At 69.4% G+C, this 16,126-nt stretch carries 14 protein-coding genes; 10 read left to right on the plus strand and 4 right to left on the minus strand.

Annotated elements, in window-relative coordinates:
• The first annotated feature begins 32 nt into the window (after window positions 1–32).
• Both ACXVUM_RS13700 and ACXVUM_RS13705 read left to right on the plus strand, forming a co-directional pair.
• On the plus strand, window positions 33–1,565 hold the full coding sequence (locus ACXVUM_RS13700; RefSeq protein ID WP_458522326.1) for an acyl-CoA synthetase: 1,533 nt from the start codon (window positions 33–35) through the stop codon (window positions 1,563–1,565).
• Window positions 1,566–1,590: 25 nt separating this feature from the next.
• A complete protein-coding gene (locus ACXVUM_RS13705) occupies window positions 1,591–2,586 on the plus strand; it encodes an LLM class flavin-dependent oxidoreductase (RefSeq protein ID WP_458522327.1) in 996 nt (331 codons plus the stop codon).
• Window positions 2,587–2,632: 46 nt separating this feature from the next.
• On the opposite strand, the gene ACXVUM_RS13710 is transcribed toward ACXVUM_RS13705, so the two are convergent.
• Window positions 2,633–2,953: a chorismate mutase gene (locus tag ACXVUM_RS13710; protein WP_458522328.1), complete on the minus strand. Its 321-nt coding sequence runs from the start codon at window positions 2,951–2,953 to the stop codon at window positions 2,633–2,635.
• A gap of 35 nt (window positions 2,954–2,988) precedes the next feature.
• Between ACXVUM_RS13710 and ACXVUM_RS13715 the strand changes: the two genes are divergently transcribed.
• The 5 genes from ACXVUM_RS13715 to ACXVUM_RS13735 all read left to right on the plus strand — a co-directional run bounded on the left by ACXVUM_RS13715 (window position 2,989) and on the right by ACXVUM_RS13735 (window position 10,284).
• The gene (locus tag ACXVUM_RS13715) at window positions 2,989–4,821 is read left to right on the plus strand and encodes a hypothetical protein (protein ID WP_458522329.1); all 1,833 of its coding nucleotides are present in this window, start codon (window positions 2,989–2,991) and stop codon (window positions 4,819–4,821) included.
• 59 nt (window positions 4,822–4,880) lie between these two features.
• Window positions 4,881–7,364, plus strand: coding sequence for a DNA helicase PcrA (gene pcrA, locus ACXVUM_RS13720; protein WP_458522330.1), 2,484 nt, complete (start codon window positions 4,881–4,883; stop codon window positions 7,362–7,364).
• A gap of 289 nt (window positions 7,365–7,653) precedes the next feature.
• Window positions 7,654–8,643, plus strand: coding sequence for an LLM class flavin-dependent oxidoreductase (locus ACXVUM_RS13725; protein ID WP_458522331.1), 990 nt, complete (start codon window positions 7,654–7,656; stop codon window positions 8,641–8,643).
• 47 nt (window positions 8,644–8,690) lie between these two features.
• Entirely contained in the window at window positions 8,691–9,575 is an 885-nt protein-coding gene (locus tag ACXVUM_RS13730) for an SMP-30/gluconolactonase/LRE family protein (RefSeq protein WP_458522332.1), read from the plus strand.
• A gap of 76 nt (window positions 9,576–9,651) precedes the next feature.
• Window positions 9,652–10,284: a TetR/AcrR family transcriptional regulator gene (locus tag ACXVUM_RS13735; protein ID WP_458522333.1), complete on the plus strand. Its 633-nt coding sequence runs from the start codon at window positions 9,652–9,654 to the stop codon at window positions 10,282–10,284.
• 53 nt (window positions 10,285–10,337) lie between these two features.
• Here the strand turns inward: ACXVUM_RS13735 and ACXVUM_RS13740 are convergent, their stop codons facing one another.
• Complete coding sequence (locus ACXVUM_RS13740) at window positions 10,338–11,372, minus strand: M23 family metallopeptidase (protein ID WP_458522334.1); 1,035 nt, start codon at window positions 11,370–11,372, stop codon at window positions 10,338–10,340.
• A gap of 440 nt (window positions 11,373–11,812) precedes the next feature.
• On the opposite strand from ACXVUM_RS13740, the gene sucC reads away from it, so the two are divergent.
• The 3 genes from sucC (at window position 11,813) to ACXVUM_RS13755 (ending at window position 14,999) form a co-directional block, all read left to right on the plus strand.
• Window positions 11,813–12,976 (plus strand): ADP-forming succinate--CoA ligase subunit beta, encoded by a 1,164-nt coding sequence (sucC, locus tag ACXVUM_RS13745; protein WP_458522335.1) that lies wholly within the window; start codon window positions 11,813–11,815, stop codon window positions 12,974–12,976.
• A 13-nt stretch (window positions 12,977–12,989) separates the two neighbouring features.
• Window positions 12,990–13,892 (plus strand): succinate--CoA ligase subunit alpha, encoded by a 903-nt coding sequence (sucD, locus tag ACXVUM_RS13750; protein WP_458522336.1) that lies wholly within the window; start codon window positions 12,990–12,992, stop codon window positions 13,890–13,892.
• 96 nt (window positions 13,893–13,988) lie between these two features.
• Window positions 13,989–14,999 (plus strand): zinc-binding alcohol dehydrogenase family protein, encoded by a 1,011-nt coding sequence (locus ACXVUM_RS13755; protein ID WP_458522337.1) that lies wholly within the window; start codon window positions 13,989–13,991, stop codon window positions 14,997–14,999.
• Window positions 15,000–15,068: 69 nt separating this feature from the next.
• On the opposite strand, the gene ACXVUM_RS13760 is transcribed toward ACXVUM_RS13755, so the two are convergent.
• Both ACXVUM_RS13760 and ACXVUM_RS13765 read right to left on the minus strand, forming a co-directional pair.
• Complete coding sequence (locus tag ACXVUM_RS13760; RefSeq protein WP_458522338.1) at window positions 15,069–15,674, minus strand: class I SAM-dependent methyltransferase; 606 nt, start codon at window positions 15,672–15,674, stop codon at window positions 15,069–15,071.
• A 28-nt stretch (window positions 15,675–15,702) separates the two neighbouring features.
• A complete protein-coding gene (locus ACXVUM_RS13765) occupies window positions 15,703–16,125 on the minus strand; it encodes a hypothetical protein (RefSeq protein ID WP_458522339.1) in 423 nt (140 codons plus the stop codon).
• Window position 16,126: the final 1 nt, after the last annotated feature.

The raw sequence follows: 16,126 nt of genomic DNA on the forward strand, positions 1-16,126 counted from the left end.
ACGGCGGACGCCGAGCACGGTCGGGACCTGTTGTGACGCTGGCCTTCTACCTCGACAAGGGCGCATCTCTCGGTGCGGACGCGCCGTGCCTCACTCTCGGCGCGGAGTCGATGACCTACGGGGAGGTGGTCACCCTCTCGCACTCCGTCGCCCGCGCTCTGCGTCGGTCCGGCGTCGGCGCCGGGGACAAGGTCGGGATCCTGTCCGCCAATCACCCCACCTCGTTCGCCTGCGTCTTCGGCATCGCCCGGGCCGGTGCCGTGTGGTGTCCCATAAACCCGCGCAACGCAGCTCGCGAGAACGCCGACCTGCTCGACCTAATCGACTGCACGACGCTCCTGTTCCAGCCCGCATTCGACGACCTGGTCGCCGAGATCGCACCGCAGCTGCCCTCGCTGGTCACCCTCGTCCGTCTGGGAGAGACCGACAGCGCGGCACCGGGTCTCGAGGACTGGCTCGCGGAGGCCGCCGACGACGACCCCGTCGACGAGCACCCGGTCGACGACGTCGTCGCCCTGGTCGGGACAGGCGGGACGACCGGTCGGCCGAAAGGGGTGATGCTCACCGACCGGAACCTGCAGACGATGACGTCGGTCGTGCTCATGCGATACCCCTTCGAGGGCCGACCGCGCTACCTCGCGCTGGCGCCGCTCACCCATGCGGCGGGGGTGCTGTGCTTCCCGATCATGGCCCTCGGTGGCGAGATCGTCGTGATGGATCACCCGGACGTGGGGGAGTTCCTCGAACTCGTCGCGCGACACCGGATCACGCACACCTTCCTGCCGCCGACGGTGATCTACATGGTGCTCGCCCACGACGCCCTCGACGCGACCGATCTCTCGTCGCTGCAGTGCTTCTGGTACGGCGCCGCACCGATCTCGACGAGCCGGCTCGCCGAGGCCCTCGACCGGATCGGGCCGATGGCACAGCTGTTCGGTCAGTCGGAGGCGCCGATGATGATCTCCACGCTGTCGCCGGCCGAACACCGCCTGCCGGACGGCACCATCCACCACGAACGTCTCTCCTCGGCCGGGTTCCCGTCACCACTGGTGACCGTGGCCGTGCTCGACGAGGACGGCCGTGTGCTCCCCGCCGGTACCCGGGGCGAGGTGTGCGTCCGCGGCCCGCTCGTCATGGCGGGCTACTACCGCAACCCGGAGGCGACCGCAGCCGCGTCGACCCACGGCTGGCATCACACCGGCGACATCGGGTTCCTCGACGACGACGGTCTGCTCCACGTCGTCGACCGGGCCAAGGACATGATCATCACCGGTGGGTTCAACGTGTACTCGGCCGAGGTGGAGCAGGCACTGATGGCCCACGACGCCGTCCGCGACTGCGCCGTCGTCGGCCTCCCCGACGAGAAGTGGGGTGAACGGGTCACCGCCGTCGTCCTGCTGAACGACGGAGACCCGCCCACCCCGCAGGAGCTGACCGCGTTCGTCAAGGCCCGCATCGGTTCGGTGAAGGCCCCCAAGCAGATCGAGGTCTGGACCGACCTACCGCGGTCGACCGTCGGCAAGATCCTCAAGACCGACATCCGCTCCACACTGACCGCCCACTGACCACCCGCTCCACGAGGAGGACCCCATGCTCGAACTCGCCCTGTACCTGCCCAACTTCCGCGAGACGGTCACCGTCGCCGAACTCGAGGACCTCACCGCGCTCGCCGAGGAGCTCGAGTTCGAGTCCGTCTGGACCCTCGACCGGATCATCGTCCCGGAGGCGTCGGACCGTGCCGAGATGGAATACGCCTTCGGCATGATGCACGAGTTGCCCAAGCAGCTGCCGGTGTCGTCGAGAGGTGAGTTCCTGCAAGGTTTTCCGCTGATCCCGTGGCTCGCGGCCAAGACCAGCCGGGTGCGGATCGGCATGAGCATCATCGACACCCCGTACCGCGCGCCGGGTGTCCTCGCGGCCGAGCTCGCGACCATCGACCACCTCAGCAACGGTCGACTCAACGTCGCCGTCGGGTCGGGGTGGATGCCGGAGGAGTTCGCCGCCGCCAGCGCCGGACACATCTTCCCACGGCGGCACCAGCACCTGCGGGAGACGATCGAGATCATGCAGGGGATCTGGGCGAACGACGTGTTCGAATACCACGGTGAGTTCGCCGATTTCGGGCCCAGCGGCTTCGGCGCGAAACCCCTGCAGACCCCGCGCCCGCCGATGTACTTCAGCGGCCTCAAGGATGCGAAGCGCGCCGCCAAGCGGGTGGCGAGGTACGGGCTCGACGGGTGGATCGGCATCCAGGACTCGCCGGAGGAGATCTCGAGCTGGCGCGCCAGGATCTCCGCCGAGCTCGAGGAACTCGACACCTCACGGACGATCGAGGACCTCGACATCGCCAGCATGATCTGGACCGTGATCACCGACGACGACATGGACCAGACACCCGCGGGCAAGGCGACGAACCTGCTGGTCGGGTCCGAGCGTCAGGTGACCGACATCCTCAAGCGCTATCGCGACGCGGGCCTGACGAAGCTGTTGCTGTGGCCGCCGTTCGCCGACGTGCCCACCGCCAAGACGATGGACGACATGAAGCGCCTCAAGAACGACATCCTGCCGAAGATCGAGGCGATGTGAGGCGAGCGGCGCCGGTCGCCTCGCCGGACGTTCTCGGCGCCCGCGCTCACCGGCCCAGCGGACCCCGGCCGAGACGCAGGAGCAGCATGGCCAGCGTGTGACCCTCGCTGCCGAGGGAGGAGAACCGCTCGAGCACCTGCACCTCACGGCTGTAGACCAGGCGGGGTCCGCCCGCGGCCATCCGTGTTCGACCGACCTTCTTCGACACGTTGCTGCGACGCGTGACCGCCGCAAGGATGATCGCGTCGAGTCGATCGATCTCCAGGCGCAGCGAGTCGATGTCGTCGCCGATGTCCTCGACGTCGGATCCGAGGTCGTAGGCGGACAGGTCGATCCCGCTGCCGCCTGACGTGTCGGGGGTGTCCATCCCGCTGATCTTGCCACGGCTGGTACACACGGTCCGTGGCCCTCTCGACGCCGACGGCGGTATCCGCCGCCCGGGTGCCCGCGACCCTGCGGCGTCCTCCGGCGCGCATCCTGCTGCTGGTCGCGGCCGCGGCCGTGGTGGCCCAGCTCGGACTGCGGTGCTGGACGCTCGCCCGCGGGGACTTCTACTGGGATGATCTGATCCTCGTCGCCCGTGCCGGCTCGTCGGACGGTCTGGGGTATCTCCTGGACAACCACGACGGTCACGTGATGCCCGGGGCGTTCGCGGTGGCCGGCCTGCTCACCGCGCTGGCCCCGCTGAGCTGGCCGGTGGCCGCCGCGACCCTCGTCGTCGGCCAGGCGATCGTGTCGGTGGTGGTGGGCCGGCTGCTCGTGATCGTCGGGGGCATCCGTCCTGCGACGATCGCGGTGTTCGTCCTGTTCCTGTTCAGCCCGATGACGGTGCCGGCGGCGGTGTGGTGGGCGGCGGGACTGAACAGTCTGCCGTTCCTGGCCGCGGCCGCCTGGGTCGCCGGCGACGCCGTGCTCGCCTGCCGGGCACGGCCGCCGGTTGCCGTGCGAACTCTCGCGGTGCGCTCGGCCGTCGTCGCGGCGATCGGGATGCTGTTCTTCGAGAAGGCCGCACTGATCGGTCCGATCGCGCTGATGGTGGCCGTGCTGTGCGTCCGACGTGACCGGCTCGCCGGTGGTGAGGACACCGTGCGCGCGGCGCTCGCCCGGTCGCGGGCGGTGTGGATCGCGATCGGGGGCGTCACCGTCGTCTGGGCGGTCTGTTTCGCCTTCCTCGCCCATCCCGCGGCCGGGGACCACTCCCTGTCCCAGACGTGGGCGCTCACGTGGCGGGGACTGACCCGGGGTGTGCTGCCCGCGCTGCTCGGCGGACCGTGGTCGTGGGCGCGGTGGAACCCGAGCCCGCCGTTCGGTGCGATCGGTGTCGGCGCGGTGCTCGCGACGGCCGTCGTGGTCGCCGTCGTCGTCGCACTGGGGGTTGCCCTGCGACGGGGGGCCGGGCTCGTGCTGGCGGCCGCGGCGGGATATGTGGTCGTGGCGCAGGCGCTCGTCGGGTGGAACCGCAGCAGCTCGGGCACGGCTCTGGAACTGGCGCAGACACTGCGGTACCTGCCGGACAGCGCGCTGGTGATCGCGGTGGCCGCGGTGCTCGTCCTCTCGTCCCCGGCACGGCGGGAGTTCCTGCCCCGCCGGGCCGGGACCGTGGGGGTGGCCGCCACCGCCGCCGTGTGCGTCTCGTCGATCATCTCGACCGTCGCGTTCACCGACAGCTGGGCCGACAACCCGACCGGTGACTACCTGCGGACCGCGACGACCTCACTCGCCGAGATGGCCGACACCCCGATGTTCGACCAGGCGCTCCCGCTGGAGGTGCTGCTGCCCGTCGCCTACCCCGACAACCAGATCTCCCGGGTGTTCGCAGGCCTGCGCGACCGGCCGCGGTTCGGCGACTGGACCGACCGGCTGCAGGTCCTCGACCCGCAGGGCCGCCGCGCCGACGGCGCCGTCACCCGAGCCCGGACCTTCCGCGAGGGTGCGGGCACCTGCGCGCGCCCCGAGGTGACCGGCCCGACGACGATCCCGCTCGACGGTCCGATCATCCGCTGGCGGTGGACCGTCGCCGTCGGGTACTGCGCCACCGGCGACGGTCGGGTCGAGGTCCGCATCGGTGACAGCGCGCCGGTCACCGTCCCGGTCTCGTCGGGTCTGCACCCGCTGTACGTGCAGGCCATGGGCTCCGGCGACACCGTCTCCATCCGGCCGCTGACCGCGGGCGTGGGTCTGCACCTCTCGGCCGGCCAGGTCGGCGAGGTGTACGACCCCGCACTGCTCCGATAGAACACCTGTGCGCATGGCGCGCGTCGCCTGTCCGACGTCGCGGGTACGCTCGATCCCTGATGAAATCCGCACCACAGCCGTCGCTTCCCGGCCTCACCAGGGGCGATCCCGTCGTCTCCGGGATCGCCGGCGACGACCTCTCCGACCGTGCCCGCGAACTGCTCGAGGGGCTCAACCCGCAGCAGCGGGCGGCGGTCATGCACGCGGGGTCGCCGCTGCTGATCGTGGCCGGCGCCGGGTCCGGCAAGACCGCTGTGCTGACCCGTCGGATCGCGTATCTGCTGGCGCAGCGGGACGTCTCGCCGGGCGAGGTCCTCGCCATCACCTTCACCAACAAGGCCGCCGCGGAGATGCGGGAGCGCGTCGTGTCGCTCGTCGGTCCGCGCGCCAACCGCATGTGGGTCTCGACGTTCCACTCCACGTGTGTGCGCATCCTGCGCGCGCAGGCCGCGCTCATCGCCAGCCGGAACTCGAACTTCTCCATCTACGACGCCGACGACTCCAAGCGCCTGCTCGCGATGATCGTCCGCGACCTCGACCTGGACCCGAAGAAGTTCTCGCCCCGCGGATCCGGGATCCACATCTCGAACCTCAAGAACGAGCTGATCGACCCCGCGACCGCGAGTGCGCAGGCGTCGGAGTCCGACGACGACACGCTGATCACCCTCGCCGACATCTACACGCAGTACCAACGACGCCTGGCGGCGGCGAACGCCTTCGACTTCGACGACCTCATCGGTGAGACGGTCACGCTGCTGCAGACCCATCCCGAGGTCGCCGAGTACTACCGTCGTCGGTTCCGGCACGTCCTCGTCGACGAGTACCAGGACACCAACCACGCGCAATACGTACTGGTGCGCGAGCTCGTCGGGACCGGCGCGGGGGCCGTGACCCCGTCGGAGCTGTGCGTCGTCGGTGACGCCGACCAGTCGATCTACGCGTTCCGCGGCGCGACGATCCGCAACATCGAGGAGTTCGAGCGCGACTTCCCCGACACCGAGACCATCCTGCTGGAGCAGAACTACCGCTCCACCCAGACGATCCTGTCGGCGGCGAACGCCGTCATCGCCCGCAACCCCAACCGGCGTGAGAAGAAGCTCTGGACCGACTCCGGCGAGGGCGAACTCATCGTCGGATACGTCGCCGACACCGAGCGCGACGAGGCGTCGTTCATCGCCGGCGAGATCGACCGGCTCACCGACACAGGAGAGTTCGCCTACTCCGACGTGGCGGTGTTCTACCGCACCAACAGCGGGTCGCGCGCGCTGGAGGAGGTGTTCATCCGCCTCGGCATCGCCTACAAGGTCGTCGGCGGTGTGCGCTTCTACGAGCGCCGCGAGGTCCGCGACATCGTCGCCTACCTGCGTGTCGTGGCCAACCCGGAGGACACCGTGAGCCTCCGGCGGATCGTCAACGTCCCCAAGCGGGCGATCGGCGACCGCGCCCAGGCGTGCGTCGCCGTGCACTCCGAGAACGCCGGCATCAGCTATTACCAGGCACTCATCGACGCCGCCGCCGGCAACGTCGCGATGCTGAACTCCCGTGCGGTCAAGCAGATCTCCGGTTTCGTCGACCTCATCGAGAGCCTCCGCAACGACTTCCTGGCGGTCTTCGCCTCCGGCGAGTCCGACGACGCGGACTCCGTGTCGATCGACGCCGGGCGCGACAACGCCGACATCGGTGACCTGGTCGAGGCGATCGTGTCGCGGTCGGGGTACCGCGACGAGTTGGAGGGGTCGTCGGATCCGCAGGACGGTGCGCGGCTGGACAACCTCGAGGAGTTGGTGTCAGTCGCTCGCGAGTTCAGCATCGACGCCGCCTCGCTGGCGCCGGAGGATCGTCCGGACCCCGCCGACGGCGAGCCCGAACCGGGGTCGCTGGCCGCCTTCCTCGAGCGCGTGTCACTCGTCGCCGACGCGGATCAGGTGCCCGACAGCGAGTCCGGCCTCGTCACCCTCATGACGCTGCACACGGCGAAGGGTCTCGAGTTCCCCGTCGTCTTCGTGACCGGCTGGGAGGACGGACAGTTCCCGCACATGCGCGCTCTCGGTGACCCCGCGGAGCTGAGTGAGGAACGTCGGCTCGCCTACGTCGGCATCACCCGTGCCCGCAAGCGTCTCTACGTGACGCGCGCGATGGTCCGGTCGGCCTGGGGTCAGCCCGTGTCCAACCCGGAATCGCGGTTCCTGCAGGAGATCCCGCAGCACCTCATCGATTGGCAGCGGACGGAACCGCGGCGCCGGGAGAGGTTGTTCGGCAGCTCGGGCGGGTTCTTCGGCGCGGGGTCGTACCGGTCGGGAGCGGGGGAGGAGTCCGGGCGCGGGATGCGCGGCCGGTCGTCGTACTCGCCGGATCCGACACGCGGCCGCAACGCGCAGGTGTCGGTCTCGGTCGGTGACCGGGTCACCCATGCGAAGTACGGGATGGGCAAGGTCGTCGCCAAGGAGGGCTCCGGGGCGACCGAACGCGTCACCTTCGACTTCGGCAGTGGCGGGCGCATCACGCTCATGTCGCTCGGCGGGCTCCCCGTCGAGAAGCTCTAGCGCGGTTCCACGTTCTCCGCTGCCCGACCACCCGTCTGTTGGGCAGCAGGAACCGTCTGTTGGGCAGTAGGAGCCACTGGTTGGGCAGTCGGAGCGTCGCGAATCCGGTCCGACTGCAGTAGCCGCCCACTCGACGGTTCCGGCCGCCCAACAGACGGTTCCGGCCGCCCAACAGACGGGTCGGCGTCGACCGCAGGCCCTCGGGGGTTGACGTTCTGTGGTCTGCATCACATGCTACTCGGTATCACGACGCGGGTGCCCGTCGCCCGCCGCCACGAAAGGACCGCCCGTGCTCGTCTCGTGCGCATTCACCACCGATCTGGACTCACCCGAGCATGTCGCGATCGCCGAGGACCTCGGCTACCACCGCGCATGGCTGTACGACACGCCGCAGCAGAGCGCCGACGTCTGGGTGACCCTCGCCGCCGCGGCGGCGAAGACCGACCGCATCGGTCTGGGCCCGGGCGTGCTGGTGCCGAGCCTCCGACACCCGGTGGTGAACGCCTCCGCGACAGCGAATCTCGCGGCCCTCGCGCCGGGTCGGGTGGCGGTCGCATTCGGCACGGGGTTCACCGCGCGGCGCGCGATGGGGTATAGCGCCATCACGTGGGCCTACATGGAGCGCTACATCGAGGCATATCGGGGGCTGCTGCGTGGGGAGGTGGTGACGTGGGAGGACGTGCAGATGCAGATGCTGCATCCGCGCGGACACGCACCGGACCGCCCCATCGACGTCGAGGTGTACGTCGGGGCGATCGGGCCCAAGGGCAACGCCGTCGCGAGCAGGCTCGGAGACGGTCTCTTCGTCACCCAAGCCGTGCCTCAGTTCGCCGCCGACCACGATCAGGTCGCCTTCCTCACCTGGGGAACCGTTCTCGACGAGGGGGAGACGACCGACTCCGATCATGTGAAGGACGCGGTCGGTCCGGGGTGGGCGCTGAACTACCACGCGACCTACGAGTTCGCGGGGCGCGATGCGGTGGCCGGGTTGCCCGGTGGCGCAGAGTGGTTGGCCACGCTCGACAAGGAGCCCGAGGACAACCGTCATCTCGTGGTGCACCGGGGCCACGCCGTCGCCCTCAACGCCGCGGACGAGGCCGCGTGGGCGGCAGGGGGTCATGCCCTCGTCGCCCCCACGACGCTCACGGGCACCGCCGACGAGATCCGTGCTCGCCTCACCGATCTCGAGGCACAGGGTGTGACCGAGATCGTCCTCCAACCGTGCGGCTCCGACATCCGGCGAGAGCTCGAGCGATTCGTCGATGCCGCGTCGGCCTGACCGACTCCCACCACCGATCGTCTTCCCCCGAGAGCAAGGACACCGCAGTGACATCGCAGTTCACCACCGTCGTCGCCGACCGCTCGTTCACCGAGGCGCCGCGATGGCGTGACGGACGACTCTGGTTCTCCGACTTCTACACCCATGAGGTCCTGTCGGTCCGGGAGAACGGCGACGACCTGCGCGTGGAAGCGGAGGTGGCCGGTCAGCCCTCCGGCCTCGGGTGGTTGCCGGACGGTCGGCTCCTGGTGGCCTCGCAGCACGACCGGATGGTCCTGCGGCGTGAGGCCGACGGCACGCTGGCCCCGCATGCCGACCTCAGCGGCCACGTGAGCGCGCACCTCAACGACATGAGCGTCGACGCCGGTGGCCGTGCGTACGTGGGCAACTTCGGGTTCGACCTGATGGGGGGAGACGCTGTCACACCGACGACCCTCCACCGCGTCGACGTCGACGGCACGGTCACACAGGTCGCCGACGAGCTGTGGTTCCCGAACGGCATGGCGATCACCCCCGACGGTCGGCTCCTCGTCGGGGAGACGTTCGGCAACAGGGTCACCGCATTCGACATCGCCGACGACGGTGCGCTGACGAACAGGTCGACATGGGCGTCGTTCGGAACCGAGCCGGTGGAGGACGCCCTGGAAGCAGCGATGGGCCGCCTGGTGGTCGCGCCGGACGGGTGCGCCCTCGACGGTGACGGGGGCCTCTGGATCGCGGACGCGATCGGCGGGCGGGCGGTGAAGGTCGCCGAGGGCGGATCGATCGTCGACGAGATCGCCCCGGGGACCGGCGTCTTCGCCTGCGCCGTCGGTGGTGCGGACTCGCGGACCCTGTTCCTGTCGACGGCACCGGACTTCCTGGAGGCGAACCGCCGACCGGTCCGAGAGGCTGCGATCGTCGCCGTTCGTCTCGGGGGCACCGCTCGCTGATCATCTCGAACGTCGCGCGCGCTTACGATCGGTTCGTCCTCGGGTGCGGGGACATCCATGCACGACGGAGGCATCAGTGACAGCCGAGCTCGCGGGGGGCACCGAGGAGACGAGGATCCGCATCCTCGACGCGGCCGCGTCGGCGTTCCACGAGCAGGGGTTCGCCGCCACGACGATCGACGACATCGCGGAGCGGGTCGGAGCCACGAAGGGGTTGATCTATTACCACTTCCGCTCGAAGTTCGACATCTTCCTCAGCGTGTACGAGCGCGGCATGGCGATCATCCGTGCCGAGGTCGAGCCGCTGGCGACCGCCCCGGGCAGCGGCGCCGACCGACTCACAGCGATGGCCGAGAGCCACATCTTCCATCTGACCCGGAGCATCGGATACCACAACACGATCCATCAGGGTGTGCGCTACCAGCAGAGCTCGGCGCTGAAACCGGGACAGCGACAGGCGCTCACGCGCCACAACGGCTCCCGCGAGGAGTTCGAGTCGGTCTACCGCCGGGTGATCGTCGAGGGGACACTCGACGGGTCGATCGTCGCCGAGGACCCCGGTCTGCTCACCCGGACGGTCCTGAGCAGCATCAACGCGATCGACAACTGGTTCCGTCACCGCGACGGTCAGACCGAGGAGGAACTCCGCGATCTCGCTGCACGGATCGCGGCGATCGTCGCGGGTGGGGTCAGGACTCGGCGACCCTGAGCGGACTCGCCGTCGCCGGATGCGGTGACGGCGCGGCCGTGTGATGCGGAGGCTCAGCCGGTGTAGGCGGGCTGGCGGATGCCGTGCTCGGCGAGCCAGGGTGTCGGGTCGATCTTCATGCCGTGCTGCCACACCTCGAAGTGGCAGTGCGGTCCGGTGGAGAACCCGTTGCTCCCGACCGCGCCGATGATGTCGCCGGCCATCACGTGCTCGCCCTTGCGGACCTTCACGCCGGAGTCGTACATGTGGCCGTACATCGTGATGGTGCCGTCCGGTGCCTCGATCTGGATCCAGTTGCCGAAGCCCTCCGCGGGACCGGCCTCGCGGACGATGCCGTCGGTCGCGGCGTGGATGGGCGTGCCGAGCGGGGCGGCGAAGTCCACACCACCGTGGAACGCGCCCCAGCGGTAGGCGAAGCCGGAGGTGAACTGGTACGCGCCGAACGCAACCGGTGACGCGAACAGCGGACGACGGGACGCGGCGTCGGCCGCTGCAGCGTCCTTCGCGAACTTGTCGCCCTCGGTGAGCTGGTCGGTGAAGTTCTTCATGTCCGCCGGTGCGGTGCCCGGCGTGACGCCCGAGTCGCCGTCGACCGTCGGGTCGACGGGGGCGACCGCGGCGGCCGGGTTCACGGCGGCGTTGGAGGCGTCGGCGTTCTCGGTGTCGGTCTGCGTCGCGCCGTCGAAGTGGCCGGTCGCGGCGACGACGGCTGCGCCGGCCGCGACGGCGATCAGCGCGGCGCGACCCTTGAGGGCCGACGGCGGCGCGGCGAGGCGGTGACGACCACCCGAGCGTGTCGGGCGGGCCTGGGGTGCGGGGCGGCGGACCGGGGCGCGGTAACCGGTCTCGTCGAGGGCGAAGGGGTGGGCGTCGGCGGTGTCCTCGAACTCGCACTCGGCGATGAGGATGTCCTGGGTGACGTCGGCGGGCAGCGGCCGGTGAGGCGTACGCGGGCGGGGCGAATCCCATGCGGGGGCGTCGGCGGAATCCCAGTCGATCGGGATGATCGAGGTGATCTCCTCGGGTCGGACATCGTCCGTCAGGGTCGCACTGCTCCGGTCGACGCCCGTGTTCCCACGTACTGCCAAGACTGCACCTTCCGAATCCGACACACGTGTGCCTGCGCGTGATGCATGTCGCATCGCGTGTGTTGTGCCTCTCGGCTGGTCCGCCACGGTTCGACACCTCGGTCGGAGTCCGTCGTGATCGCGGTCTCGTCGCGGTGCCGAGGCGACGGTAACGAAATGATTGCAGTGAGTGCAACCGTGGGCGAACGGTTCTTCAGCGATGTGAGCTGCCTCACAAATTGTCGACCGGTCCGATCGGGCGGAATTTCTGCCCACAGCGCCCGAATCGGGCCGAAATCGGCCCGAACGAGCGCTCGGACGGAGCTCGACGCCGGTCCGGGAGTGACCTGGCGCACATGGATCGGATGCCGGTCCGGGCGTGTTTCGACCCGGCGATAACCTTCCTCGTGGTGCTCGCGGCCACAGACGAAGCGCGGGCGAATCTGGAGATGGTGAGCTGAATGGATCTCTTCGAATACCAGGCGAAGGAACTCTTCGCCAAGCACGAGGTTCCGACATCCGCCGGCCGCGTCACCGACACGGTCGAGGGTGCACGGCAGATCGCCGAGGAAATCGGCAAGCCGGTCATGATCAAGGCGCAGGTCAAGGTCGGCGGCCGCGGCAAGGCGGGCGGCGTCAAGTACTCCGCCGACGCCGACGAGGCGCAGGCGAACGCCGAGGCGATCCTCGGCCTCGACATCAAGGGCCACGTCGTCAAGAAGCTCCTGGTCGCCGAGGCCAAGGACATCGCGGAGGAGTACTACATCTCCTTCCTGCTCGACCGGACCAACCGCACCTACCTGGCGATGTGCTCGGTCGAGGGCGGTGTCGAGATCGAGGAGGTCGCCGCCACCAAGCCCGACCGCCTCGCCCGGGTCCCCGTCGACGCCGTGAAGGGTGTCGACGTCGAGTTCGCGCGCAGCATCGCCGAGCAGGGCCACCTGCCCGCCGAGGTGCTCGACGCCGCGGCCGTCACCATCCAGAAGCTGTGGGAGGTCTTCGTCGGCGAGGACGCGACCCTCGTCGAGGTCAACCCGCTGGTCCGCACCCCCGACGACGAGATCCTCGCCCTCGACGGCAAGGTCACCCTCGACGCCAACGCCGACTTCCGTCAGGAGGGTCACGCGGAGTTCGAGGACAAGGACGCGACCGACCCCCTCGAGCAGAAGGCGAAGGAGAACGACCTCAACTACGTCAAGCTCGACGGACAGGTCGGCATCATCGGCAACGGCGCGGGTCTGGTCATGTCGACGCTCGACGTCGTCGCCTACGCCGGAGAGAAGCACGGCGGTGTGAAGCCCGCCAACTTCCTCGACATCGGTGGTGGCGCGTCGGCGGAGATCATGGCCGCCGGCCTCGACGTCATCCTCGGCGACTCACAGGTCAAGAGCGTCTTCGTCAACGTCTTCGGCGGCATCACCGCCTGTGACGCGGTCGCGAACGGCATCGTCTCCGCGCTGAAGATCCTCGGCGACGACGCGAACAAGCCCCTCGTGGTCCGGCTCGACGGCAACAACGTCGAGGAGGGCCGCCGCATCCTCGACGAGGCGAACCACCCGCTGGTCACCCTGGCCGACACCATGGACGCCGGCGCCGACAAGGCCGCCGAACTGGCGAGCAAGTAAAGGACGAGAAGACATGTCGATTTTCCTCACCAAGGACTCCAAGGTCATCGTCCAGGGCATCACCGGCGGCGAGGGCACCAAGCACACCAAGCTGATGCTCAAGGCCGGCACCCAGGTCGTCGGCGGCGTCAACGCCCGCAAGGCCGGCACCACGGTCACCCACCAGGCCAAGGACGGCTCCGACGTCGAACTGCCCGTCTTCGGGTCGGTCTCCGAGGCCATGGAGTCCACCGGTGCCGACGTCTCGATCGCCTTCGTGCCGCCGAAGTTCGCCAAGGACGCCATCATCGAGGCGATCGACGCCGAGATCCCCCTTCTCGTCGTCATCACCGAGGGCATCCCCGTGCAGGACTCCGCCTACGCCTGGGCCTACAACAAGTCCAAGGGCGAGAAGACCCGCATCATCGGCCCGAACTGCCCCGGCATCATCACCCCCGGTGAGTCGCTCGTCGGGATCACCCCGGCGAACATCGCCGGCAAGGGTGGCATCGGCCTCGTGTCGAAGTCGGGGACGCTGACCTACCAGATGATGTACGAGCTGCGGGACATCGGTATGTCCACCGCGATCGGCATCGGCGGCGACCCCGTCATCGGCACCACGCACATCGACGCCATCGAGGCGTTCGAGGCCGATCCGGAGACCAAGGTCATCGTCATGATCGGTGAGATCGGCGGCGACGCCGAGGAGCGCGCGGCCGACTACATCAAGGCCAACGTGTCCAAGCCCGTCGTCGGCTATGTCGCCGGGTTCACCGCTCCCGAGGGCAAGACGATGGGCCACGCCGGTGCCATCGTCTCGGGCAGCTCCGGCACCGCGCAGGCCAAGAAGGACGCGCTCGAGGCCGCCGGTGTGAAGGTCGGCAAGACTCCGACCGAGACCGCCGAGCTCGCCCGAGAGCTGTACAACGCTCTCTGACAGCACGTCTCACGACGGCCCTGCCCCGACCGGGCGGGGCCGTCGTCGTCTGTGGGGTCGTGGCGTGCCGGCCGCCGCGCACCTACCGTCGAGGACATGACCGCACCGACCACCACCACATCGATCGCCGCCACCGCGCCGGGACCCGTCGACGCCGAGTCGTCGTTCGTCGTCGTGGAATCCGACGCCCCCACACCCACCGGACACGACCTGCTCGTCGAGGTCCGTGCGGTGTCGGTGAACCCGGTCGACGCGAAGGTGCGCAGCAGCTTCGACGCCGACACCGCTCCGAGGGTCCTCGGTTTCGACGCGGCCGGTGTCATCGTGGCCGTCGGGCCGGAGGTGACCACGCGGGCGGTCGGGGACGAGGTCTACTACGCCGGCTCGATCGCCCGCCCGGGCACCAACACGAACCTGCACCTCGTCGACGAGCGGGTCGTCGGCCGCAAGCCCTCGTCGCTGGACTTCGCGCAGGCCGCGGCGCTGCCCCTCACCACGATCACCGCGTGGGAGGCGCTCTTCGACGTCCTGGAGATCCCGGAGGGGGCCGACGGAACGATCCTCGTGACCGGCGGCGCGGGCGGCACGGGGTCGATGGTCACCCAGCTCGCCCGCGCGCTCACCGACCTCACTGTCGTCGCGACCGCATCACGCGACGAGTCACGGGAGTGGTCGCAGCGGATGGGCGCCAACCATGTCGTCGGCCGTGACGACCTCGTCGCCGCGGTGCGAGAGGTCGCCCCGGACGGCGTCGACCACGTCTTCTCGGCGTTCTCGGAGGGCAACGTCGAGGCCTATGCCGAGCTGCTGCGGGTACGCGGAGCGGTCGTCGCGATCGACGACCCGGACGGGCTCGACACCATGGCGTTGAAATCGAAGAGCCAGAGCTGGCGGTGGGAGTTCATGTTCGCGCGTCCGTTGCACGAGCCCGAGAGCGATGCGCAGGCACGGCTGCTCGACCGTGTCGCCGACCTCGTGGACGAGGGGCGGGTCGTGACGACGATGAACCGGACGCTGTCACCGCTGGGAGTCGACACCCTGCGCGAGGCGCATCGACTCCTCGAGTCCTCGGAGACGGTCGGCAAGGTCGTCATCACCGCCGGCTGACCGTCGCCGAGCGTGCCGAAACTCAACGCCGAGCGTGCCGAAACTCTGCCACCGAGAGCGTGCACACGGTCAGCGGTGGGCCGTCCCGATCGACATCCGCGCGACGAGATCCGGCCCCTTGTGGACGACGTCGAGGTCGTCGAGTTCGAGGCCGTGTTCCCGCAGGAGGGCCGGCGTGTCTCGCGTGAGATGGCACCCGCCGGCGACGGCCCCCCACACGGGTTCGATCCGTCTCTGCCATCGTGCGATCGACGGACGTGGCGACACCCCGTGTTCGACGAAATGGACTGCGCCACCGGGGCGGAGCACACGGTGCATCTCGGCGATCGCCGCATCGACATCTGGGATCGTGCACAGCGTCCAGGTGCTCAGCACGCAGTCGACGGAGGCGTCGGGCAGGTCGATGCGGGCACCGTCGAGGCCGATCAGGTCCACCGGCGTCGGCGACGCCGCGATCCTCGGTGCGGCCAGTCGGCGAGCGCCGACCGATGGTTCGACGCCGAGTACCCGAGTCACCGCCGCCGGGTAGTACGGGATGTTCGGCCCGGATCCGAATCCGAGCTCGAGCACCTCGCCGCGTAGTCCGGCACACGCCCGCGCTCGCAGGTCGGCCACATGGCGGCCCAGTGTCAGGTCGATGACGCGAGGAAGCACGCGGTCGTCGTAGAAGCCCACGATCTCAAGGCTAAGGGCGTCGACTCGATCAGAAGATCGACTGTGTGAGCGTGCCGGTGTAGCTGTCGGCGACGACTCCCGTCGAGGGCACGGTGATGGCGACCGACATCGCCCACGACGACGCGCACAGTCCCGACGCGCGCTTCACCGCCGCGTCAGCCTTCGCCAGGGCGACGGTGGTCGCCGGCTGGACGGATCCGGTCACCGCGCAGCGACTCTCCGACGCGGTGTAGGTCGCTGACGACGGCTGGAGCACCTGGCCTGATCGCTGCCCCACCAGCGGTGACAGCGACACCGTCGCGACCCACCCGGGCGCCGGGAGCAACCGGATGTCGGTCACCAGGATGGACCCCTTGCCGGTCCAGGTGGTGCCGGGCTCAACGGTCGTGGTGGGTGCGACGAGACCGCCGCCGACGGCGAGTGACAACAACGATCCGCTCGCCGCTGCCACT

This window comes from Williamsia sp. SKLECPSW1 (assembly GCF_054332755.1).